A 21,663-nucleotide genomic window follows, 5' to 3' on the forward strand; every position below is an offset into this window, starting at 1 on the left:
GATGCAGGAGGCGTCAAAGCACTTCGACGTTGCCGCAGACGGAGATGGCCTGCCCCGTGATCCCATGCCCGCCCGGCGAGCACAGGAACAGCGCGGTCGCGGCGATCTCGGCCGGATCGGTCATGCGCCGCAGCGAGATCTTCTCGAGATAGCGCTGCTCCATTTCGTCGTAACCGATGCCGAGCTGTTGCGCACGCGCGTCGATCACGCGGCGCATCCGCGGGCCGCGCACGATGCCGGGCTGAATCGCGTTCACGCGGATGCCGAGCGGCCCGAGTTCGATCGCGAGGCTCTTCACGAGACCGACCACGGCCCATTTGGTTGCCGCATACGGTGTGCGGAACGCGTAACCGAGCCGGCCTGCGACCGACGACAGCGCGATGATCGCGCCGCCGTGTTTCGCGTCGCGCAGCAGCGGCACCGCGCGGCGCGCGAACAGGAATTGCGCGTTCAGGTTGATCGCGACGGTTTGCTCCCACTGCACGGGGTCGATTTCGTCGATGCCGCCGGTCGGGCCGGCGATGCCCGCGTTGTTGACCAACACGTCGAGGCCGCCGAGCTTGGCCGATACGTCGGCGAACACGCGCTCGACGGCGGCCGGGTCGGATACGTCGGCCAGCGTCGCACTGATCGCGCCGGCCGCGGCACGCGGCGGCCGGTCGGCGAGCGCTGCGATCGCGGCTTGCGATGCGTCGCACACATGCACGTGCCCGCCGCACTCGGCGAACGCGTCGGCAATTTCGAGGCCGATGCCCGATGCGCCGCCCGTCACGAGGACGCGCAGGCCGTCATAGGGTTTCAGCAGGTCGGAAGCTGTCATGCCGGGTTGTCTCCATTGTTGATGTTGTGGGATTGCGGCCGCTACGGCTTCGCGTTCACGGTCCGGGGTGTCTGTGCGGCCCGCAGCGTCTCGGCGAGATCGTGTGCGGCGCCGCCGATGTCGAGCGCGATGCCTGCCCGCACGCCTGCGCCGTCGCGCCGTCCGAGCGCATCGACGATTGCGCGGTGCGCATCCATCGAGCGCCGCATGTGCGGGATGTCGAGCGCGACCATGTTGAGGAAGGGCCCGACGCGCATCCACAGGTTCTCGACGATCGCGAGCGTGCTTTCGCTTGCGCCGTGCGCGTAGATCGCGCTGTGGAACGCGAAATTGCTTTGCAGGTAAGCGCGCGAGCGACCTGCCTCGACGTGTGCCTGCATCGTCTCGCAGGTCTTGCGCACGGCCGCGATCTGCGCATCGGTCATCCGTGCGCATGCGCGCTCGGCGATGCAGCCTTCGAGTGCGATCCGCACGTCGCGCAGTTCGTCGAGCATGTCGAGCGTCATCGGCGGCACGACGAGCGCGCGGTTCGGGCCGTCGACCAGCGCGCGCTCGGCGCGCAGCCGCGTGAGTGCGGCGCGCACGGGCATCGTCGACGAGCCGACGGCCTCGGCGACGCTGCGCAGGCTCAGCGCCTGGCCAGGCGCGAAACGCCCGCTCATCAGCGCTTCGCGCAGTTGCTGGTAGACCTTGTCGGCCATCGTTTCCTGTTCGATGACTTTCAATGCGGGCGGGACGATACGAGGCGCCAAGGCGGGGTTCTCCTGGGTTTGATCTGCGATCTGTGATCACATTTACGATGTGCGAAGTGTTGACGATCGGGGGAACCGAGTCAAGCCGAACGGGATTGGGGAAAACGAGGAGGAGGGGCGAAGCGGCCGGCAGCCAGTGCGTTGCGCGACCGGACCTGCTGCCACATGGAGCATGCATGCGCCGGATGCCGTTCGCACGCGGGTGGCGAAATATCTTGCGCGCGATTACCGGAATCCGGTCGTTGAACCGGAAGTCGGGGATGTGAAGTGCGACTTCCTGAAGTGCGTCGATCCGTATCACGGCGAGGAACCGGACACCGCGGCGAAGAGGCTCGTATTGCGCTCGAACAGTCCCTGTCGCACGGAGAATTCGCGGAAGCCGCAGTAGCGATCAAACGCCGTTGCGTATTGCAGCGGCGCACCGTCTGCCATTTCGCGAAGGCTATTCGAGCGTCCGGATCGAATTGCTGATGCCGCGCGCGCAGTCGATCACGGCCGGCGCGAGCTTGCGTCGCGCGTCGTCGAACGTCCAGCGGCTCGTCGGCGCGACCACGTGCACGGCCGCGACAGGCTGCCCCTGGCTGCCGAGCACGGGTGCCGCGATCGACATGTCGCCGATGAACAGTTCTTCCTGATTGGACGCGTAGCCTTCGCGCCGCACGCCGTCGAGCAGCGCGACGAGTTCGTCGAGCGCCGTGACCGTGCGCGGCGTGTGCGGCGCGCGTGCCATGCCGTCGAGCCGCGCGCGCGCATCGGCGGGTGGCAGCGCGCTCAGGAACGCGCGACCGCAGCCGGTGCAATACATCGGGATGCGGCTGCCGATCGGCATGTGGATCGGCACGAACTTCGTCGACACGAAACGCGCGACGTACACCATCTCGTCTTCGTCCGGCTCGGTGAGGTTGGTGGTTTCGCCGGTCACGTTCGTGAGCTCGGACAGGAACGGATTCGCGACGTCGATCAGCGTATCGGCCGCGAGATAGTTGAAGCCGATCCGCATCACGTGCGGCGTGAGCTGGTAACGCCGCGTGACCGGATGCTTGCGGACATAGCCGAGCTTCTCGAGCGTATAGACCATCCGCTGCGCCGAACTTTTCGTCATCCCGGCCGCGTCGGCTACTTCCGCCAGCGTCATCGTGCGCCGCTTCGCGCTGAACGCGCGCAGCACGTTGAGCCCTTTCTCGAGCGACTGGTTGAACAGCAGGTCGTTTGACTGATCGGGCGACGTTTCCATGAGCAAGGGGCTGGATCGATGCGATATCAAATCATAGCGTATCGAATATCGATACTCAAAAATCTTTTCGCGATATTTATGATTCGTTTTAAGATCGAGCCATCGTCGCAGTGTCGATCAACGACCGGCCGTCGCACAGGATCATTCGAGAAGGAGACACCATGGTTTCGTTCATCAAGCGGTTCGGCGCACTGGCCGCCGGTTTCGCCACCTGCATCGCCCTCTCCGCGGCATCGACGGGCGCCGTCGCGGCCGAGCCGACGCTGAAGGTCGGCGCGACGGCCACCGGCGTGCCGTTCACGTTTCTCGACGTCAAGAGCAATTCGATCCAGGGGATGATGGTCGATGCGATCACCGCGGCCGGGAAGTCGGCCGGGTTTCGCGTCGACGTGCAGCAGACCGTGTTCTCGGCGCTGATCCCGTCGCTCACCACGCAGAAGATCGACATCATCTCGGCCGCGATGCTGAAGACGCCGGCGCGCCAGCAGGTCGTCGATTTCTCCGACACGGTCTATACGTTCGGCGAAGGCCTGATCGTGAAGGCCGACGATCCGGGCCGCTATACGTCGATGGACGATTTCAAGGGGCAGGTGGTCGGCGCGCAGGTCGGCACGGCGTTCGTCGACGCGCTCAACAAGAAGGGCATCTTCAAGGAAGTCCGGACCTACGATTCGATAGCCGACATCATGCGCGACGTTTCGCTCGGGCGCATCAAGGCCGGCTTCGCCGACCAGCCGATCGTCGCGTACCAGATCGAACACGGCGTCAACCGCCAGGTGCGGCTCGTGCCGGAATACCAGAGCGTCGTGAAGGGGCAGGTCTGCTTCGTCGTGCGCAAGGGCGACACCGCGATGCTCGAGCAGCTCAACGGCGCGATCCGCAAGATGAAGGGCGACGGCACGCTGCAGCAGATCCTGCAGAAGTGGCACATGAGCTGAGCGCCGGCGCCCGATTCACGGCCGGCATCGCCCGCGTGTCGCGGGCACCCATTGCGGCGCGACGTCCGATCGTCGCATAGGAAACCTCATGTTTTTTCAGAACGCGATCGATTTCCTGCCGATCCTGCTGAAGGGCGCGGTGGTCACGATCGAGATCACGGTATGCGCATTCGTGCTCAGCTCGGTGCTCGGGCTGGTCCTCGCGCTGCTGAAGGTGTCGCGCAACCGTGCCGTCGCGACGGCCGCCAGCACGATCGTCAACGTGATCCGCGGGCTGCCGATCATCGTGCAGCTGTTCTACATGTACTTCGTGCTGCCCGATCTCGGCGTGCAGTTGTCGGCGTTCCAGGCCGGCGTGCTCGGCCTCGGCATCGCGTACTCGGCGTACCAGGCGGAAAACTTCCGCGCCGGCATCGAGGCGATCGACCGCGGCCAGATCGAAGCCGCGCACGCGATCGGCATGCGCGGCCCGATGATCATGCGGCGCGTGGTGCTGCCCCAGGCATTCCGCATCGCGCTGCCGCCGTACGGCAACACGCTCGTGATGCTGCTGAAGGATTCATCGGTCGCGTCGACGATCACGGTCGCGGAGATCACGCGCGCCGGCCAGTTGATCGCGTCGTCGACGTTCCAGAACATGAGCGTCTACACGCTCGTCGCGCTGCTGTATCTCGCGCTGGGCCTGCCGCTGATGTTCGGCGTGAACCGGCTCGGCAAGCGGCTCGCGCTGAGGAGAGGCGCATGATCCGGATCGATTCGATACACAAGCGTTTCCAGCAGCATGCGGTGCTGAAGGGCGTGAGCCTCGACGTGCGGCAGGGCGAGGTCGTGTGCCTGATCGGGCCGTCCGGCTCGGGCAAGTCGACCGTGCTGCGCTGTATCAACGGCTTCGAGACCTACGACGAGGGTTCGATCACGATCGACGACGTGAAGGTCGATGCGCATTCGAAGCGGATCCACGAGCTGCGGATGCGGGTCGGCATGGTGTTCCAGCGCTTCAACCTGTTCTCGCACCGCACGGCGCTCGAAAACGTGATGGAAGGGCCCGTGCATGTGCGGCGCATGCCGGCCGCGCAAGCGCGCGAGCGGGCCCGTGCGCTGCTCGACAAGGTCGGGCTCGCGCACCGGATGAATGCGTATCCGGCCGAGCTGTCGGGCGGCCAGCAGCAGCGCGTCGCGATCGCACGCGCGCTCGCGATGGAGCCGCAGGCGATCCTGTTCGACGAGCCGACGTCGGCGCTCGACCCCGAGCTCGTCGGCGAGGTGCTCGGCGTGATGCGCGGGCTCGCGCGCGACGGGATGACGATGGTGGTCGTCACGCACGAAATGGCGTTCGCGCGCGAGGTGGCCGATCGCGTGTGCTTCCTGCACGACGGCACCATCTGCGAAAGCGGGCCGGCGCGCGACGTGCTCACGCAGCCGCAACATCCCCGCACGCAGGAATTCCTGCGTCGCCTGCTGGCGCCGGACGGCGCCGCCAACCCGGATCGAACATGAGCGACAGGAACGCGGCACCCGGATGGCCCGACTCCCGGTGGCCGGATTCGCTGTGGGCGGCGACGGCCGCGCCGGCACCTGAAACCCCCGCGCTCGACGCGTCCGCGTCGTGCGACGTGGCGATCGTCGGCGCCGGCTTCACGGGCCTGTCGACCGCGCTCCACCTGGCCGAACGCGGCGCGAACGTGCGCGTGATCGACGGCGCGCAGCCGGGCTGGGGCGCGTCCGGCCGCAACGGCGGCCAGGTGATCCCCGGGCTGAAATACGATCCCGACGAACTGGTCCGCCGGTTCGGCGACGAGGCCGGCGAGCAGCTTGCCGGCGTTGTCGGCGGCGCGGCCGACACGGTGTTCGACCTGATCGCGCGGCATGCGATCGATTGCGATGCGCGTCGCCACGGCTGGATCCAGCCGGCGCCGACCGCCGCGATGCTCGATACGGTCGCACGCCGCGCGCAGCAGTGGGCCGCGCGCGGCGCACCGGTCGACGTACTCGGCCGCGACGACGTCGCGCGGCGGCTCGGCACGCACGCGTATGCGGGCGGCTGGATCGATCGCCGCGCGGGCAGCGTGCAGCCGCTCAGCTATACGCGCGGCCTCGTGCGTGCCGTGCAGGCGAGCGGGGCAGCCGTGCACGGGCTGACGCGCGCCGTCGGGCTGACGCGTGCCGACGGCCGCTGGCAGATCGCGACGGCAGGCGGCGCGACGCTGTCGGCGGAGCGCGTCGTGATCGCGACCAACGGCTACACGGACGGGCTGTGGCCCGGCTTGCGCCAGTCGGTGATCGCCGCGAACAGTTTCATCGTCGCGACGCAACCGCTTGCGCCGGATCTCGGTCGAGACATACTCGCGGGCGGCGAGGTCGCATCGGATGCGCGGCGCCTGCTGCTGTACTTTCGCCGCGACGCAGCGGGCCGCCTGCTGATGGGCGGCCGCGGCCCGTTCGCGGAACCGCGCGCGACGAGCGACTGGCGCCATCTCGAGCGTGCGACGACGCTGCTGTATCCGCAGCTGAAGGGCGTCCGGTTCGAATATCGCTGGGCGGGGCGCGTCGCGATCACCGCGGATTTCCTGCCGCACGTGCACGAGCCCGCGCCGGGCGTGACGATCGCGCTCGGCTACAGCGGGCGCGGCATCGCGATGGCGACGACGCTCGGCAAGCATCTGGCCGCGCACCTGTCGGGCGATGCGCAACTGCCGCTGCCGTTCCGGGTCACGCCGGTCCGGCCGATTCCGTTTCACGGGCTGCAGCGCTTCTATATCGCGGCCGGGGTGGCCTGGTATCGGCTGCTCGACAGCCTGTCGTGACGCAGGCGCGGGGACGGGGGCAGGGACCGGTCGCCACCCGTCATCCGATCGGGCAGAATCGACACTCCCAGTTTCTGCCGACGGGTGCCGCATGACCGATCCGAACGAACCGCCCGGCCGCCGCGCATACGCGAGCTTCGCGCAACGCTATGCGGACATCGCGCCGACCAAGGCGCACAACGCGCTCTACGAGCGTCCGGCGACGATGGCGCTGCTCGGCGACGTCGACGGCCTGACGCTGCTCGATGCCGGCTGCGGGCCCGGCATCTGCAGCGAGCACCTCGCACGCCACGGCGCGACCGTGCATGCGTTCGACGTCACGCCGGAGATGGTCGCGCTCGCGAAAACGCGCTGCGCGGGCCTTGCGGTCGACGTCGTGGAAGGCGACCTGGAGGCGCCGCTCGCCTGGCTGCCCGACGAAGCGTTCGACAAGGTCCTGTGTTCGCTCGCGTTCGACTACGTGCGCGATCTTGCGCCGACGCTGCGCGAATTCCGGCGCGTCGCGCGGCCGGGCGCGACGCTCGTGTTCTCGATGGCGCATCCGATGCGCGACTGGATGGACGAACGCACGCGCGGCGACGGCACCTACTTCGATACGTCCCGCTTCGGGTTCCACTGGTCGGGATTCGGCGAGCCGAGGCCTTACGTCGAAGCCTGGCGGCGGCCGCTCGCCGACATCCTGAACGCGCTAGCCGACGGCGGCTGGCGGCTCGACCGGTTCGTCGAACCCACGCCGCTGCCCGAGATGCAGGCCGCGTCGGAACGGCTCCATGCGGAGCTGTCGCTGGCGCCGGCCTTCCTGTGCATCCGCGCGCGCCGCTGATGCGGCGCGGCGGCCAGCCGGCGCTCAGCGCTGCGCCGGCTCGTCGTTCAGCGTGCCGAGGAACGCTTCGATATCCTTGATATCCTGCGCCGTCATCGCGGGTTTGTCGCCCGGCTTGCGATCGAACGGCGCGTCGGTCACGTCGACGTTCGCGCGATATTTCGGCGGGACGTCGTCGTACTCGTCGACCTTGCCGTCCGCGCCGCGCGAATAGAACTTCTGCGGCGAGATGCTGCGCTCGTTGTAGAACGCCATCACCTGGTCGAGCGTATGGAATACGCCGTTGTGGAAGAACACATGGCGCGTCGCCGCGTTGCGCAGCGTCGGCGTCAGGAACATCGCGCAATACTGCGTCTGGTCCTTCAGGTCGTCGCGGAACGGCCCGCACACGCCGAGATCGTAGAACGCCGGGTTGCGGTTCTGCGCCAGCTCCTTGTTGCGCGGCGCGCCGAGCGCCTCGTACTGGTAATCGGTAAACATCGGCGGCAGCCCGTCCTTGCCGGGCTTCGACAGGTGGCAGCCCGCGCAATTCGCCTTGTCCGGATCGTTGAACAGGCGCAGCCCGCGCAGCTCGGCCTGCGACAGGCGCGCGCGGCCTTCGAGCCAGCGGTCGTACTTGCTGTTGTACGGGTGGAACGACGGATCCTCCACCTGGTAGCGCGCGATCGCGAACATCGCTTCCGATACCACGAGCTGCGGGCTGTCGAACACGCGCGCGCCGAACAGTTGCTCGAGCTGCGCGCGGTGCGACGACTGCGCGAGCTTGTGCGCGACGTCGTCGACGCTCGCGTTCGCCATCTCGACCGGATTCAGCAGCGGGCCGAACGCCTGTTGCTGCAGCGTATCGGCGCGGCCGTCCCAGAACATCCCGCCCTGCGGCACGAGCTGCGGCGCGGCCGACCTGCCGGCCACCTTCTGCGCCTTGACGACGCCGGCCGCCGACGCGGCCTGCTGCGCGACGCTCGGTGCGGCGTCGTTTTCACCGGCATCGGGGCCGATGCTGAAGTTCGGCTGGCGGTACAGGTACATCAGCGACGGCGGCGGGCGATACCCCTGCTGCGTCATCGCGAGGCCGCCCGGCTGCACGTCGAGCGCGTTCGGCGGGCCGTACGCATGAGCGGGGCTGTGGCACGACGCGCACGACTGCTTGCCCGACGCGGACAGCGACGGATCGACGAACAGCGCGCGCCCGAGCTGCGCGACCGCCGACAGCGGCTGCGCGGCGGGCCGCTGCAGCACGACCGGATGCGGGTTCGCGCCCGTCCAGTCGGCGACGACCGTACCGATCGCCGCGGGCACCTGCGCGGGGAACGCGATCGCAAACACACCGTAGCCGAGCGCGGCCGCGCCGAGCACGAATGCCGCGCGGCGCAGCAGGCGGGAAGGGGCGCGCGGCGCGGGGGGGCCGGAGGTGTCGGGAGACGGGAACGCGGGGCGAGCTGTCATGCTGTCGGTCGGAAAGCGGGGCGCCGCACGAAACGGCGCGTTAAATGGAAACGGCCGGCGCGTGATGCGCCGGCCTGCGGTCGACGGACGCCGGTCAGATCGCCGGTGCCGCGCTCAGTGCGGTGCCGAGCGTCGGGTCGAGGTACAGCGGCGTCGTGTTCGGCTTCGACGTAAAGTCGAACAGCGCGCGCAGGTCGCCCGCCGTCGCATCGAACGAACCGCCGCCGATACGCTGGCCGCCGAGCCAGTTGTCCTCGATGAAGCGCACGACGGACGACTGGTCGAGCATCGTGTGGTCGACATAGTTCTGCTTCGCGTACGGCGAGATCACGATCAGCGGAATGCGCACGCCCGGGCCGCAGCGGCCGTTCACGGTCGCGCCGTTCACGCCGGTGGTGCCGCCCGTGCCGCACTTGCCGGCGCCGTTGACCTGGTCGACCGGGTCGGACGACGCGCGCGTCGGCGCCGTGTACACGTGGTCGTACCAGCCGTCCGAGTCGTCATAGGTGACGATCACGGCCGTGTTCTGCCAGTCCGGCTGCTGCTGCAGGAAGTTGACGACCTTCGTCACGAACGCCTGCTCGTCGAGCGGATCCGAGTAGCCCGCGTGTGCATCCTGTGCGGCCGGGGCCTTCAGGTAGCTGACCGACGGGAAGTTGCCGGCCTTCACGGCGGCGAAGAAGTCGTCCGTATCGTACTGGTGGTTCGCGGGTTCGGCGGTCTTGCCGTCGGTCTGGAGGCTCGAGCCGATCGCCGCGACCGAGCTCGGGCGCGTGTGCTGCGGGTTCGCGGTCGACGCGTAGTACTGGAACCAGTTGTGGTGCGGGATGTAGTCCGACGTCGCGGCGTTCACGGCGGTGGCGACCGTGCTGCGGCTGCAGCCCGTGGTGCCGTTGCCGTTCGTCGTCGACAAGTTGAAGCCGCCCATGAAGCCGCCCCACGTGATCTTCGCGCCGTTCAGCAGGTCGCCGATGTTCTTGCCGGCCATCATCGCCTGGTCGGTCGTGCTCGAGCACACGTCGAAGCCGGGGTCGACGTCGTTGATCATCGTGAAGCCGCCCTGGCCATCGTTGATGTAGTACGACGTCGCGGCAAGCGTCGACGGCTGCTTCGACGTCTTGACGATCTGCATCCCGTTGGTCTGGCCCGACACGACGTTCAGCGCGCCCGGCGTCGACGGGCCGTACGACGTCGTGAACGTGTTGTCGCTCATCGCGAAGCGCTGCGCGTAGTTCCACAGTGCGGTCACGGTGTTGCCGTCGAAGTAGCCCATCACCTGGCCCTTCGTGCCGAACGCGCCGGCGCCGCCGGACGAGCCCTTGCCGGTGTACTTCGGGAACAGGTCGGCGAGGCCGTTGTCCTCGGCCTGTTGCTCGGCCGTGTACGCGTGGTTCTGGTCGGCGGTCGCGGCCTGCGTGCGGTCGAGGCGGAACGGGTTCGCCGCGTCGGTGCCGTTGGCCGTATTCGTGAAGTTCGGGTTCGCGGTGAGCAGCGTGCCCGTCAGGCCGTTGGGCGTCGGCGTGCCCGACTTGGCGCTGAATGCCGGTTCGCCCGACGGGTTCGCCGCGTTCGGGTAGGTGCCGAAGTAGTGGTCGAACGAGATGTTTTCGCCGTAGATCACGACGACGTGCTTGATCGGCGTGGCGGTCTGCAGCGCGTCCTGCGACGACACGGCAGGCGTCGACGCGGGATCGTCGCTGCCGCCGCAGGCGAACAGCGCAAGCGCCGCGGCTGCGCAGGCGGTGACAAGCAAGGCTTGACGGAACATCGGGAAACTCCAGGTAAGGCCTTCGATGGTGGAGGTCGGCCCCGTCGCCGTGTCGGTTCGGCGCGAAGCTCGAGAGAGCACGCGCATTGGAACAGTCGCGTATGAAGATATGGGGACGGAGTGATTTCGCAACGGTTGCGCTGCGGTATCGATTTCATTACGGGGTCATGCGATGCGAAAGAGAACGGAAAGGGGCAGACCGCCTGCAACCTCCGCGTCACATCCCGCGGGGCGCGGGGGCACTGTCTCGGATGCCGCGCGGGGCGGGCGAAAGGGCGCTTTCGTCCGGTTCATGAGAGACGCGGTGTGCGGCGTCTTTTTTGACAATCCGGTGACGCATTCATAGGATGAACGCCTGTCGCGCGCCTGGTGCGACAGGCGACCGTCAGGGAGTATTCAGCGTGCCGATCCCCGTCCTGTTTGCCGTTCTGTGCGCGGCGTTCCTGCATGCGTCATGGAACGCGCTCGTGCGCAGCAGCGGCGACCGGCTGCGCTCGGCCACGGTGCTGCAGATCGCGATCGGGCTGTTCGCGCTGCTGTTCCTGCCGGCCGCGGCGCCGATCACGCCCGCGAGCTGGCTCTGCGTCGTCGCGTCGGCCGTGCTCCACGTCGTCTATACGCTCTTGCTGGTACGTGCGTACGAGCACGGCGACCTGAGCGTCGCGTATCCGGTCGCGCGCGGCACGTCGCCGCTGCTCGTTACGCTCGGCGCGGCGGCGTTCGCCGGCGAGCACCTGAATGCAGGCGCCCAGGTCGGGCTCGTGCTGATCTCGGCCGGCATCCTGGCAATCGGGCTGGAGGGCGGGCGTGGCGCGAAGCACCGGATGATGCAGGTGCTGCCGACCGCGTTCGCGACCGGTGTGTCGATCGCGGCCTACAGCGTGGTCGACGGGATCGGCGTGCGGGAAAGCGGCAACACGGTCGGCTATACCGCGTGGATGTTCGCGTTGACGGGCGCGATGATGGCCGCGTACTACCGGCTGCGCGCGGGGCCGTTGCGGTTGACGCAGGAGGTCGGCGAGACGGCGAAGGCCGCGTGCGGCGGCGTGTTCGCGGCGCTCGCATACGGCATCGTGATCTGGGCGATGGATCGCGCGCCGATGGGCCCGGTGTCGGCGCTGCGGGAGACGAGCGTGGTGTTCGCGGCGCTGATCGCGCGCGTGTATCTCGGCGAACGGCTGACGCCTCGGAGGGCGGCGGGCTGTGCGGTGATTGCGGCGGGGGCGTTGATGATCAGTATGTTTGAAGCGGTGCGGTGAACTGTGTAAGTCAAGACCTGACCTCTCAGACAGCGTCAGATCAGGTCTGAGATTGCTTGGCCGTCACTTCATCAAGGGCCGTGATCGACCCGTAAGGGACAGTCGAATCGGCTGCGGATTCAACCCGTCGATGCAACACACTTGAGGCTGCATAGCAGCAAGGAGTGTTGCCATGAAACAGAGACGGCGGATCTACTATACAGACACCCAGAAGGCGTTAATGTGGGAGCGCTGGCGCAAGGGCGAGTCGCTGCAGCAGATCGCTCAGTTGTTTGATCGGAACCATTCCTCGGTACAACGGATTCTGGCGGAAACGGGCGGCATACAGCCAAAGCAACGGCACCGTTCGAGATTGGCACTGACCCTTGCCGAGCGGGAGGAGATCTCGCGCTCGGTGGTTGCTGGCGATTCAATTCGCGCAATTGCGAATCAACTCGGACGTGCTGCATCTACGTCTACGCAGTCGGGCAGCTTCCGCCTCAGGGAAGGGTGAACTCGGCCTGTAACTGGCAACAGGGCAAGGCGACTGCCTCGCGAGCGAAAGCTGCGATGCGCCTCAACCGACCACGAGATACGTAGAGAGCGGATGTTGACAACTTTACTTCGAGTTCGGTGACGAATTTACTTCGCTCTACGCCGAGGCGGGGGAATTCTTCAGGCGCATCGATCGCCTCGACAGCCTAGTCGGCTCGCGTGCAGTAAAGTACCTTAGGCCCCCTCCGGTAGCGCCTCTGTAAAACTTTCCGCGAGCTCGACCCCGAGCCGCGGATAGCGGTGCTGCGAAAAGGGCCATTCGAAAGCGCTGCGTGCAGCATCCAGCGACTGCCGCAGATCGATTTCCCGGTCCAATTGTTCAGCGACATTTAGAGCCAGACATGGTCGCGAAGAATGGGAGACATAGCGTGCATGGCGCGCCGCGATCAGCTTCTGCTCGCCTTCGGCATACAGCTTCTCCAACGCATACGCACGTGTCGACTCGGAAAGGCTATACATGCTTACCGGCCCTTCCGACTCAATGTTGACGAGCGATTTCGCCACCAGGTCGCCGATGCTGCTGATTAGGTCAGCCACAGTGTATTTCTCGTCGCACACCACCGCGCACATCGCGTCGAACGTAAAGCCGCCGATGAAGACTGCAATGCGTCTGAACAATACCTTATGGTGCGGATTCAGTATCGAGAAGCTCCAGTCGAACGTCGCACGTAGTGTTTGATGACGCGGTAGAGCTGTCCGGTAGCCGCCCGTCAGCAAACTGAACCGGTCGTGCAGATAGCGATGAATACCCTTAACGCCGAGGCTGGCGACGCGTGCCGCCGCCAGTTCGATCGCCAACGGAATGCCGTCGAGCCGACGACAGATCTCGCCGATAAGACGGACTTGCTCGCAGTCGCCGTACACATATTGGTGCAATGACTTGACGCGCAGCAGAAACAACTTTACCGCCGAGAACTGGACGATCTCCGCATGGGTCGAATGGAGGAACGGCACGTCAAGCGGCTCGACTCGGTACACCGTTTCGGGCATCAGCCGAAGCGGTTCACGGCTCGTTACAAGGACGCGCAGAACACCGCTTGCCGCTACGAGTGCATCGACGATCCGCGCGACGACGTCGATCACATGCTCGGCGTTGTCTAACACGAGGAGCAAACGTTTCCCGGAAAGCGCCGCAGCCAGTTGCGCAATTTCGACCACGGCATAATTTGTGGGCAGCCCACACGCTTCAGCCACCGAGGATAGGACCGCACTTTCAGTTGCTGCCGTGGCAAGTCCGACAAAATACACACCGCAAGAAAAATCGTTCGATGCCTCTCGTATTACTTCAATAGCTAGGCTCGTCTTCCCTATGCCGCCGGGCCCAACTAGCGTCAACAGCCGCGTGGTCTGTAGCAACGTACTGATTTGCCGAACGGCTGCGTCGCGGCCTGTGAGCCGGCCTTCGCGCCGGGGCAGCCAATGTTTGAAGCCACAGAACTCGACCGCGGGTGGCCGGCTCTCAACTGGCGGTTGTCGCAACTTATACCCACGACCAGGTATCGTGACAATCAGGTTGCGGTCCTCACCAAGTATTTTGCGTAACGCGGAAAGATGGACATGTATATTGTTTTCTTCGACGATGGTTTCTGGCCAAACTTTATTCAGCAATTCGTCCTTCGTCACGACTCGCCCGTCGGCCGACACGAGTACGGCGAGGATATCGAAAGCCCGCGATCCTAGCGGAACGACCTCGCTGCCCCGGTGCAGAATCCGCATTCTCAAATCAACCTGAAACCGGCCGAGGTTGATAATGCTGGCGCTGGAATTCTCGGGTTGCTCGGTAACTGACATGTTTGCACTCTCATTGATCGAAGGAAGCTGTGCACCGGCTTACGCCATTGTTAGTTGCACGCCGGTTGAGCAGCGCAGTTGGCTGCTACGATCTCCCGATATTTAATTGCCCGGAGGCCACGCTTTTGCGGACATGAGCTGCATCGCAGTCAGCGCATAGATGGCAGCGCAATCAAGAACATCCTGCTCGACAGCATAGTCATCGATCCCCGAGGACAGGGTGGGCTGCGGACCATAGCAGACCGAAGTGATTCCGTGGTCGCGCCAGAAACGCGCATCCGAGCCTGGGAGTCTGACTACATAGCGTGCGGCTACTCCGCGAACGGCTGCGACTGCACCCGCGAGGCTTTTCACGGGATCGCTATCGAGCGGAGCCCAGCTTGCAGGCCATCCCTTTGCATACTCGATGCTGATACCCTCGCAGCTTTTGGCCATTTCGTCGATGCGTGCCTTGAGATCGGTGATCGATAGACCGGGAGGCAGGCGCAGGTCGGCCTTGGCACGAACGACCGGTGGAATGAGACTGCGTACGCTTCCTGCTTCGATACTTCCAACGCTCGCGGATAGACGGAAGCCGACATCGTTTTCGCCTCCCTCAATGCCCTCGATTTCCTTGGGCAAATCGACGTAGAAGTCGTTCAGCTGGTCGAGCCCGCACATAAACTTGGCCATTCTTGCTGCAGCGGTTTGTCCCGTGAGCGCACGAGACGAATGGCCAGCCGTCCCTTTCGCGGTGATGTCGATCCAGAGCAGCCCCTTTTCTGCGACAGCGAAATTCATCCACCCTGGTCCTTCGCCGCTGATTAGGTAGTCACCGTACAGTTCCGGATCTTGGTTCAGCACGTAAGGCGAGCCGCGCGAGCCGAACATGACTTCATCCGATACTGCGGTGAGGCTCAACTTTCCGGCTAGCTGAGGCAGACGACGCTGGACGATCTTCATCGCGAGCGCCATCGCTGCGAGCGCGCCTTTCATGTTCCCCATGCCGAGGCCATACAGTCGGCCGTCCTTTCGGGTCAGTTCCAGTGGAGGAACCGTCCACGCGGACTCGTCGCCCGCGAGCATGGTGTCCATGTGGGCATTGAATACCACATGTGCGCCGGGGCGGCTTCCTGTTACCGTGCAGACAATGTTCGGTGCCTCGGCGTCCGCTGCTACGGTTTTCGCCGGCAGATCGTGCCTTCGCAGGAAGGCCTCAAGAGTGCGTGCCATTGCAGCGGTGTTGCCGGGCGGGTTTGCACTTTCCGCTGCGACAAGCGCGCCGCAAAGGTCAACGAGAGTATCCCGCGAGGCCTCGACTTCTTCCTCGACGGCTCGCACCAGTTGCGCATCGTAGGCTCCAATGCGAATCGCTTCCACTACTGTCGAGTTCATATGAATCCCTCAAATCACGCGTCGGCCACTTGCAGAATGCTGTCGCGTACTGCATCGGCACTACGCCCGACGATCTGTTCATAAAGGGCTGGGTCAGTCGCGCCCTCGGTCCCAACCAGCATCACGACGCTCGATTCCGACAAGCCCAGCGCTTTGCGCTTTTCCGGATCAGTTGCGGCAAGCAGTACTCCCGCGAGACCCGCAACCGCTGATTCGCCCGCAACCACCCTGGCGTCGCCGAACGGGGCGTCGGCAAGCAGGCGCATACAGCTTGCGGCCGCCTCGTCTGTCACTGTCAGAAACGCATCTGCGCCTTCTCGCAGAATCTCCCATGCGATAACCGATACCTCGCCGCACGCGAGGCCGGCCATGATGGTGTCCAGATCGCCCGCGGCCGGGGTGGGTTTGCCCGCCCCGGCGCTACGGATCAGGCAATCGGCATTAGCTGGCTCGACAATGATGAATCGCGGGGCATCACTTCCGTAGCTCTCCCAGAACCACGAACACAGGCTTGCCGCAACCCCGCCAACGCCACCCTGTACGAAGACGTGAGTCGGACGCACGCCGGCGGGGAACTGGGTCGCGGCCTCTGCGGCAATGATGCCGTAACCTTGCATGACATCGCGCGGTACTTCCGTGTACCCCTCGTAGGACGTGTCCGAGATAACCTGCCATCCATTTACCAACGCATCGTCGGCGGCCCTGCGCACGGTGTCGTCGTAGGTGCCCTTGACTTCAAGCACGCTCGCCCCGTAGTCTGCGATCGCGTCACGTCGCGCCTGGCTGACGTGTGCATGGACATAGATCACGCACTTGCAGCCAAAGGTTCTCGCCCCCCAGGCAACCGACTTGCCATGGTTTCCGTCGGTCGCACAGACGACGGTAAGCATCTCGGTGATCTTCCGATGCTCGCCACGAATGAGCGAGGACGTGTCAGGTTCCACCCCGAGCTGCCTCGACACTTCCTTTTTCAAATAGCGCAATACTGCATACGCACCGCCAAGAGCCTTGAAGCTGCCCAGTCCGAAGCGCGACCCTTCGTCCTTGTACAGGATGTTCCCGAGTCCGGCCTTCGAAGCGAGCCCTTGAAGCGCGACGAGAGGCGTGACGGCGTAACCGGGCCACGTCGTGATCTCGGCTCTCGCTTCATTCAATGCGTGCAGGCTCAGGATTTCGCTGAGTCCGCCAAGGTGATATGGATGTTGGCGCGGCGGTTGCGGATTGAGGAGAAAGCCCAACGGGCCGGACACGAGGTTTGTCACGGAATGTTTCCTGTAAAAAGCGATTGATCAATAGCCGAGCGCAACGCCGTCGCGACGTGGATCGGCACCGCCCCTGAGAAGTCCGCGCGCCCTGTCAATCCAGATGGCCTGTCCTGTCCCCAGCGGATTCGGAGCCGGCTGAGGGAAATGGGAGAGCGCGCGAAGTCCGCTCCAGACTGGCTGAGGCACAGTGTGTTCAAGATGAAGCGTGTCGCCGTGGGCAAACATGCGGGGGTGATCGAGTGCTTCCTGGATTCCCATTCCGTAGTCCACGATGTTTGTCAGGACCTGAATCTGTCCGAGCGGCTGGAAATGCGCGCCCGTGACGCCGAATGACATGACGGCTTCGCCGTCTCGGGTCAGCATCGCGGGTATGATCGTATGCATCGGCCGCTTTCTGCCGGCGATGGCGTTAGGGTGAGCAGGGTCCGTCACAAAGCCGCAAGCACGGTTGTGAAGGAGGATGCCCGAACGTGGAGCAATCAGTCCGCTGCCGAAGTCATCAAAGATCGAGTTGATGAAGGAGACCGCGAGTCCGTCCTTGTCAACGACGGTCAGGTAGATCGTGTCACGATGAGCCGGCCCATCCATTGGAGCCGCGTCGGCCATTCGGCCATTCATCCGGATGCGGGAAATGCGCTGGTCCATTCTCTCTGCGGCAAGCATGTGCTGCACGATTGTGTCCGGATCTTCGCTATCGGATAGATAATGATCGCGTTCGGCATAGGCCAGTCGGGCCACCTCGGTTTGAAGATGGAAACGTTCCACTGAGAGCGGACCATACTTCGACACATCGAAGCGTTCGAGCATCGCGGCCATTCCGAGAGCGATGATTCCCTGCCCACTCGGTGGGCACTCCCAGAGCTCGTACCCGCGGTATGAAGTGGAGATCGGGGTGACGTAACGAGGGCGCCAGTCCGCAAAGTCATCGGCCCGGTGATAACCGCCAAGCGTTCTCAGCTTGGTCACGATATCCTCGGCGATCCATCCCTCGTAGAAAACGTCCGGACCATCCGACGCAATCGACGATAGCGCTTCCGCGAGCGTGGGCTGCCTGTGCAACTCGCCGGCCTGATAAGCGCTCCCGTCGCTATGAAGGAAAACCTTCGCGGTGTCGGAGTCGTTGCTCAGTTTGACCGTCTGTCGGGCCCAGTCTCGCGCAAGCCTTTCTGTGACCGGCACGCCGTTCGTGGCCGCCTCGATGGCTGGGCGCAGCAGGGAGGGCCAAGAGCGGGTCCCGTGGTCCCGCGCAAGTTGGGCCCACGTCCGAATGGAGCCGGGCACCGTCACTGCATGTGCCGAGACGGGATTGATTCCAGCTACACCAGAAGCCCGGTACTCCGACGCACTTGCGCCAGCGCACGCCCAGCCAGCACCGTCCAGTGCGATGATGGATTGCCCGGGGCGTTTTAGCAGGACGAAGCAGTCGCCACCAATTCCAGTCTGTGTGGGTTCAACGACCGCAAGCACTGCGGCCGCTGTAATCGCTGCATCGACCGCATTGCCGCCTGCCTTCAGGACGTCGAGCGCAGCAAGGGTGGCTTGAGGATGGGAGGCGGCGGCCATACCGCGGGTGCCAAGAGCCTCAGAACGCCCGGGGAGTTCAAAGTCACGCATGAGACATTTCCAGTAGGTCAGATAACAGCCAGAGACGCGTTTCGCAGATCGGTTACCAACATCGACGACGGTGCGTGAGTGATGCAAAGTGGCGGCCGCGCGTCCATGGCGACGAGTTGGGGGGGAGCCCGCATGCCCAGAAAAGCGGGATCTGCCCACTGCCGACGAAGGACGAACCGATGTTCCGATAACGCTGATCGAGATCGACACCGATCGCGTCGACTGGCGCGAACGGCCTCATGGTTACGACCAGAGATGCACGAAAGCGGCCTGCCGGCTCCGTTTGGAGGGATGTTTCGCAGACACCGGCAACCTCGCCGCGCTCGAGAAACGGCGACGGAAGTCCGGCATCCGACAACGCTTCCTCGAAGGAAAACGAACAGCCGAGTACGAATGTCACAAGGTCAGCGCGCCACAACGCACGTAAGTCCTGACCTCCGCGGTGAGTACGCCGTGCTCGAAGACGTGATATCGCGGCACATCGGTGCGAATATCGATATCGGTCCCCAGTGTCTGAAGATATGGATCGCCCACGTCTAATCGAGCGATCAACGGACAGGGTTGCGGATTCCGCTGGCAAAACACCAAGAACTTATCTGCATGATCACGTGGGAGGATGCAGATATTGCCCTGCACATTGCCAAGCGCATGTCCTGCCGTATAGCCTCTGTAGGTACCTTCCCGTGCGGCAGAGCGCAACGCCTGGGGCGTGAGCATGCGATCGTTCGCTGGATAGATCATGACTGGCTCCACGCAGAAGTTCTTTCAGTTGAGCGGGGCGGGCGTTGATCATCGGGGCTCCCTCCAACATCATCGAGCGGCTTGCGGCTCGTTTCCGATCCGAGAACGGCCATCGACACAGCCTGAACTGCAAACAGTATCCAGATTAACGTGATGACCGCGGTGACTCCACCGTGTTCAAAGAGGTAGACGATGACGAAAGGAGCACCAATCGCGCTTGCGCGGCCAATGCCAACGCACACGGCGTTACAGCGCATCCGGATCTCTGTCGGAAAGATCTCCGGCAGGTAGATGGCCTGCACCGTGGCCAGCAGATAGAAGAGCGATGCATACGTCGCGAAGCCGAATGACATCGCCACCATGGGCGACGAAACGTGGCCGAAGGCGGCGGCCATCGCGGCGGCGATTACAGACCCGAAAATGATCCCTTTGCGGCGGCCCAGACGATCAGCGAGCAGGCGGGCGACAAACGCGCCCACCGGGCCACCGAGCGCCATGATTGCAGACTGCTTTAATGACTGGTTGATCGGCATTCCCTGCCGTGCCAGGAACGTGGGGAGCCATGCGACAAGTGCATAGAGCACCGTAAAAAGCACAACCTGCATGATCGTGCCGAGGACGAGCGGTCGTAGAAACTTCAACTGCCAGATCGATTCCGAAGTGCGCATCGGAAAAGCGGCAGGGGGAGCCAATGTTGCACCGGTCTTACGTGCGGAGTCCTCGATGGAGCGGACGATGGCGTCCGCCTCGGCATGTCGTCCACGCATCTCCAGCCAGCGCGGCGACTCGGGAATAGCCTTTCGCAGCCACAGAACGAATAGCGCTGCAACGCCGGGGATCGCGAACATGATGCGCCAACCAGCAATGGGGATCAGCAAATAGCTGAAGAGCGTTGCTGTAAGAAGTCCGAAGGAAGAAAACATTGATAGCAGGGCAAGCCATTTGCCGCGCGACTGGGGCGGAACAAATTCGGCAAGTGTGCTGTAACCGGTGACGATCTCTGCACCAAGGCCCACACCGCAGATGAATCGCATCGCGATGAGTAGATCTATGTTGGTTGCGGCCGCTGAGGCGAGTGAGGCAAGGCCGAATACCGCAAGGTTGATCTGGAAGGTGAGCTTTCTGCCATATCGATCGCCGATCAACCCCGCTGCAAACGTACCGATCATCATTCCGGCGAATGTTGCGGAAACAAACGCAGCGTTCGAGGAAAGTGTCGACCAGCCACTGTGCAGCAGGACGACGAGGACCGACCCAGCAATATAGATGTCGAAATTATCGATAAGCATCCCGCCACCAACCAGACCGAGGAGGCGGGTATGAAACGAATGCGTGGGAACGCGATCCAAGCGCCCCGCAATCGTGCTTCCCTGTTTATGGCTGGACATGCTGTCCGCTCCTCGTTTGATGAATGATTTCATTTTAGGGAAGACCTCCGATGTAAAATAATGGAAACACGCCGCAGCGTGTTCGTTTTCAACGTAGACGGGTACGGAAATGAAAAAAAGCAACGACCACAAGACGGAGCTGGATAGGTTTGATCTGAAGCTTTTGAGCGCCGTACAGGAAAATAATCAGCTCACCGCACAACAGCTGTCAGAAAGGGTCAACCTCTCTTCCATGTCATGCCTGAGACGGCTGAAACGCCTGCGTGAGGAGAAGGTGATCGTCAAGGATGTTTCGGTTGTGGACCCGTCACGTGTCGGCAAATCTATGACAATGTTGGCGCTCGTATCCCTTGAGCGCGAGCGCGCAGACATGATTGACGATTTCAAACGGGCGGTCATGCAGGCGCCTGAGATCATCCAGTGCCACTACGTCACGGGCGATGTCGACTTCGTGATGATGATCTCCGCCTCAAGCATGCTCGACTACGAGAACTTCACGCGCCACTTCTTTTTCGGAAACCACAATGTGCGTCGCTTCAGCACGCTCGTTGTCATGAATCAGGTGAAGTTCGCGATGCCGATTCCCCTTGATCTGTAGAGTCTCCTCATGTTGCTGGCTGAAGTTTGGGGTCAACTGGTCGGCGAGCGACGCAGTCGATCTCAACTAACACGCTGCGAACCAGTTCTGTCACGCCGACGCAGGTTCGCGCTGGACGGTGGCCGTCTTCGAAGTAAGACCGGTAGACCTCGTTTATCTCGTCATAGTCGCGCCCGAAGTAAGTCAGGAAGGCGCGTACACTCAAAACGACGTTCAATCGAGGCCGATGGCGTTAGGTGTACGCTTCATATTGAGCATTGTCTGCTCTGTTTGCGCGCCTGTTCGGCGACACGGACGCGGGAAAGTCGGGAATAACGTGATAACGGTTCATGGTCGGGATCGTTCGTGTCTTGCCGGCGAGGGAGGGGCATGTGGTGCTAATCAGAGCGTTGCGGTTTTTCGCGGGTGGGCGGTGGGCGCTGCGGCGTAGTAAAAGGGGCGCCTGGATACGCTCAGGAGTGTGCCGATAGACGCGAGCCGGCGGCCCGGGATGGGCTGCGGCCGTGATTGTTGA

General features: G+C 63.9%; 20 protein-coding genes and 1 pseudogene. 8 read left to right on the forward strand and 13 right to left on the reverse strand.

All coding sequences use genetic code 11. The features are described from left to right. Positions 1-13: 13 nt before the first annotated feature. The 3 genes from BFF94_RS06510 to BFF94_RS06525 form a co-directional block, all read right to left on the reverse strand. Positions 14-820 carry an SDR family oxidoreductase gene (locus tag BFF94_RS06510; RefSeq protein WP_219139121.1) on the reverse strand — a complete coding sequence of 269 codons (807 nt, stop codon included), beginning with the start codon at positions 818-820 and terminating at the stop codon, positions 14-16. Positions 821-861: 41 nt separating this feature from the next. Beyond that, positions 862-1,572, reverse strand: a complete 711-nt coding sequence (locus tag BFF94_RS06515) for a GntR family transcriptional regulator (protein ID WP_128845056.1) — start codon at positions 1,570-1,572, stop codon at positions 862-864. A gap of 442 nt (positions 1,573-2,014) precedes the next feature. After that, on the reverse strand, positions 2,015-2,806 hold the full coding sequence (locus BFF94_RS06525; protein ID WP_128845051.1) for an IclR family transcriptional regulator: 792 nt from the start codon (positions 2,804-2,806) through the stop codon (positions 2,015-2,017). 161 nt (positions 2,807-2,967) lie between these two features. Here BFF94_RS06525 and BFF94_RS06530 point away from each other — a divergent pair, with 161 nt between their 5' ends. The 5 genes from BFF94_RS06530 to BFF94_RS06550 all read left to right on the forward strand — a co-directional run bounded on the left by BFF94_RS06530 (position 2,968) and on the right by BFF94_RS06550 (position 7,371). Next, on the forward strand, positions 2,968-3,744 hold the full coding sequence (locus tag BFF94_RS06530) for an ABC transporter substrate-binding protein (protein ID WP_128845049.1): 777 nt from the start codon (positions 2,968-2,970) through the stop codon (positions 3,742-3,744). Positions 3,745-3,832: 88 nt separating this feature from the next. Further along, a complete protein-coding gene (locus BFF94_RS06535; protein ID WP_128845047.1) occupies positions 3,833-4,489 on the forward strand; it encodes an amino acid ABC transporter permease in 657 nt (218 codons plus the stop codon). Next, entirely contained in the window at positions 4,486-5,241 is a 756-nt protein-coding gene (locus BFF94_RS06540; RefSeq protein WP_128845045.1) for an amino acid ABC transporter ATP-binding protein, read from the forward strand. The genes BFF94_RS06535 and BFF94_RS06540 overlap by 4 nt, the downstream gene beginning before the upstream one ends. Next, positions 5,238-6,548 (forward strand): NAD(P)/FAD-dependent oxidoreductase, encoded by a 1,311-nt coding sequence (locus tag BFF94_RS06545; RefSeq protein ID WP_219139122.1) that lies wholly within the window; start codon positions 5,238-5,240, stop codon positions 6,546-6,548. The genes BFF94_RS06540 and BFF94_RS06545 overlap by 4 nt, the downstream gene beginning before the upstream one ends. A gap of 91 nt (positions 6,549-6,639) precedes the next feature. Next, the gene (locus BFF94_RS06550; RefSeq protein WP_128850594.1) at positions 6,640-7,371 is read left to right on the forward strand and encodes a class I SAM-dependent methyltransferase; all 732 of its coding nucleotides are present in this window, start codon (positions 6,640-6,642) and stop codon (positions 7,369-7,371) included. A 24-nt stretch (positions 7,372-7,395) separates the two neighbouring features. On the opposite strand, the gene BFF94_RS06555 is transcribed toward BFF94_RS06550, so the two are convergent. Both BFF94_RS06555 and BFF94_RS06560 read right to left on the reverse strand, forming a co-directional pair. Then, positions 7,396-8,817 (reverse strand): cytochrome-c peroxidase, encoded by a 1,422-nt coding sequence (locus BFF94_RS06555; RefSeq protein WP_219139123.1) that lies wholly within the window; start codon positions 8,815-8,817, stop codon positions 7,396-7,398. Positions 8,818-8,911: 94 nt separating this feature from the next. After that, positions 8,912-10,585 (reverse strand): phospholipase C, encoded by a 1,674-nt coding sequence (locus BFF94_RS06560; protein WP_128850600.1) that lies wholly within the window; start codon positions 10,583-10,585, stop codon positions 8,912-8,914. A gap of 347 nt (positions 10,586-10,932) precedes the next feature. On the opposite strand from BFF94_RS06560, the gene BFF94_RS06565 reads away from it, so the two are divergent. Together BFF94_RS06565 and BFF94_RS06570 are read left to right on the forward strand one after the other, a co-directional pair. Beyond that, the gene (locus tag BFF94_RS06565) at positions 10,933-11,844 is read left to right on the forward strand and encodes an EamA family transporter (RefSeq protein WP_128850602.1); all 912 of its coding nucleotides are present in this window, start codon (positions 10,933-10,935) and stop codon (positions 11,842-11,844) included. Between the two features lie 172 nt (positions 11,845-12,016). Then, positions 12,017-12,298: pseudogene (locus BFF94_RS06570) on the forward strand (helix-turn-helix domain-containing protein); the annotation flags it as partial. A gap of 254 nt (positions 12,299-12,552) precedes the next feature. Here BFF94_RS06570 and BFF94_RS06575 read toward each other — a convergent pair. From BFF94_RS06575 to BFF94_RS06600, 7 genes are all read right to left on the reverse strand, one after another. Further along, positions 12,553-14,169: an ATP-binding protein gene (locus BFF94_RS06575; protein WP_128850605.1), complete on the reverse strand. Its 1,617-nt coding sequence runs from the start codon at positions 14,167-14,169 to the stop codon at positions 12,553-12,555. Positions 14,170-14,271: 102 nt separating this feature from the next. Further along, positions 14,272-15,543: a M20 family metallopeptidase gene (locus BFF94_RS06580; RefSeq protein WP_128850607.1), complete on the reverse strand. Its 1,272-nt coding sequence runs from the start codon at positions 15,541-15,543 to the stop codon at positions 14,272-14,274. A gap of 14 nt (positions 15,544-15,557) precedes the next feature. Further along, a complete protein-coding gene (locus tag BFF94_RS06585) occupies positions 15,558-16,805 on the reverse strand; it encodes a diaminopropionate ammonia-lyase (RefSeq protein ID WP_201260484.1) in 1,248 nt (415 codons plus the stop codon). Between the two features lie 27 nt (positions 16,806-16,832). After that, positions 16,833-18,422, reverse strand: coding sequence for a gamma-glutamyltransferase family protein (locus tag BFF94_RS06590; RefSeq protein WP_128850610.1), 1,590 nt, complete (start codon positions 18,420-18,422; stop codon positions 16,833-16,835). A gap of 52 nt (positions 18,423-18,474) precedes the next feature. Further along, complete coding sequence (locus tag BFF94_RS37780) at positions 18,475-18,822, reverse strand: D-glutamate cyclase family protein (RefSeq protein WP_246637234.1); 348 nt, start codon at positions 18,820-18,822, stop codon at positions 18,475-18,477. Continuing rightward, positions 18,819-19,163, reverse strand: a complete 345-nt coding sequence (locus BFF94_RS37785; RefSeq protein ID WP_246637235.1) for a putative hydro-lyase — start codon at positions 19,161-19,163, stop codon at positions 18,819-18,821. The genes BFF94_RS37780 and BFF94_RS37785 overlap by 4 nt, the downstream gene beginning before the upstream one ends. Then, entirely contained in the window at positions 19,160-20,584 is a 1,425-nt protein-coding gene (locus BFF94_RS06600; RefSeq protein WP_128850612.1) for an MFS transporter, read from the reverse strand. Before BFF94_RS06600 ends, BFF94_RS37785 begins: the two co-directional genes overlap by 4 nt. Before the next feature lie 76 nt (positions 20,585-20,660). On the opposite strand from BFF94_RS06600, the gene BFF94_RS06605 reads away from it, so the two are divergent. Then, the gene (locus tag BFF94_RS06605; RefSeq protein WP_128850615.1) at positions 20,661-21,149 is read left to right on the forward strand and encodes an Lrp/AsnC family transcriptional regulator; all 489 of its coding nucleotides are present in this window, start codon (positions 20,661-20,663) and stop codon (positions 21,147-21,149) included. Between the two features lie 7 nt (positions 21,150-21,156). Here BFF94_RS06605 and BFF94_RS06610 read toward each other — a convergent pair whose 3' ends face one another. Next, a complete protein-coding gene (locus BFF94_RS06610; RefSeq protein ID WP_128850618.1) occupies positions 21,157-21,366 on the reverse strand; it encodes a RidA family protein in 210 nt (69 codons plus the stop codon). Positions 21,367-21,663: the final 297 nt, after the last annotated feature.

The organism is Burkholderia catarinensis (genome assembly GCF_001883705.2).
Taxonomy (GTDB): Bacteria; Pseudomonadota; Gammaproteobacteria; order Burkholderiales; family Burkholderiaceae; genus Burkholderia; species Burkholderia catarinensis.

What these genes read in the sequence shown, in the direction of transcription:
- BFF94_RS06510 (WP_219139121.1), bottom strand. Translation starts at nt 820, where the DNA reads ATGACAGCTTCCGACCTGCTGAAACCCTATGACGGCCTGCGCGTCCTC.
- BFF94_RS06525 (WP_128845051.1), bottom strand. Translation starts at nt 2,806, where the DNA reads ATGGAAACGTCGCCCGATCAGTCAAACGACCTGCTGTTCAACCAGTCG.
- BFF94_RS06530 (WP_128845049.1), top strand. Translation starts at nt 2,968, where the DNA reads ATGGTTTCGTTCATCAAGCGGTTCGGCGCACTGGCCGCCGGTTTCGCC.
- BFF94_RS06535 (WP_128845047.1), top strand. Translation starts at nt 3,833, where the DNA reads ATGTTTTTTCAGAACGCGATCGATTTCCTGCCGATCCTGCTGAAGGGC.
- BFF94_RS06540 (WP_128845045.1), top strand. Translation starts at nt 4,486, where the DNA reads ATGATCCGGATCGATTCGATACACAAGCGTTTCCAGCAGCATGCGGTG.
- BFF94_RS06545 (WP_219139122.1), top strand. Translation starts at nt 5,238, where the DNA reads ATGAGCGACAGGAACGCGGCACCCGGATGGCCCGACTCCCGGTGGCCG.
- BFF94_RS06550 (WP_128850594.1), top strand. Translation starts at nt 6,640, where the DNA reads ATGACCGATCCGAACGAACCGCCCGGCCGCCGCGCATACGCGAGCTTC.
- BFF94_RS06555 (WP_219139123.1), bottom strand. Translation starts at nt 8,817, where the DNA reads ATGACAGCTCGCCCCGCGTTCCCGTCTCCCGACACCTCCGGCCCCCCC.
- BFF94_RS06560 (WP_128850600.1), bottom strand. Translation starts at nt 10,585, where the DNA reads ATGTTCCGTCAAGCCTTGCTTGTCACCGCCTGCGCAGCCGCGGCGCTT.
- BFF94_RS06565 (WP_128850602.1), top strand. Translation starts at nt 10,933, where the DNA reads ATGAACGCCTGTCGCGCGCCTGGTGCGACAGGCGACCGTCAGGGAGTA.
- BFF94_RS06575 (WP_128850605.1), bottom strand. Translation starts at nt 14,169, where the DNA reads ATGTCAGTTACCGAGCAACCCGAGAATTCCAGCGCCAGCATTATCAAC.
- BFF94_RS06580 (WP_128850607.1), bottom strand. Translation starts at nt 15,543, where the DNA reads ATGAACTCGACAGTAGTGGAAGCGATTCGCATTGGAGCCTACGATGCG.
- BFF94_RS06590 (WP_128850610.1), bottom strand. Translation starts at nt 18,422, where the DNA reads ATGCGTGACTTTGAACTCCCCGGGCGTTCTGAGGCTCTTGGCACCCGC.
- BFF94_RS37785 (WP_246637235.1), bottom strand. Translation starts at nt 19,163, where the DNA reads ATGATCTATCCAGCGAACGATCGCATGCTCACGCCCCAGGCGTTGCGC.
- BFF94_RS06600 (WP_128850612.1), bottom strand. Translation starts at nt 20,584, where the DNA reads ATGAAATCATTCATCAAACGAGGAGCGGACAGCATGTCCAGCCATAAA.
- BFF94_RS06605 (WP_128850615.1), top strand. Translation starts at nt 20,661, where the DNA reads ATGAAAAAAAGCAACGACCACAAGACGGAGCTGGATAGGTTTGATCTG.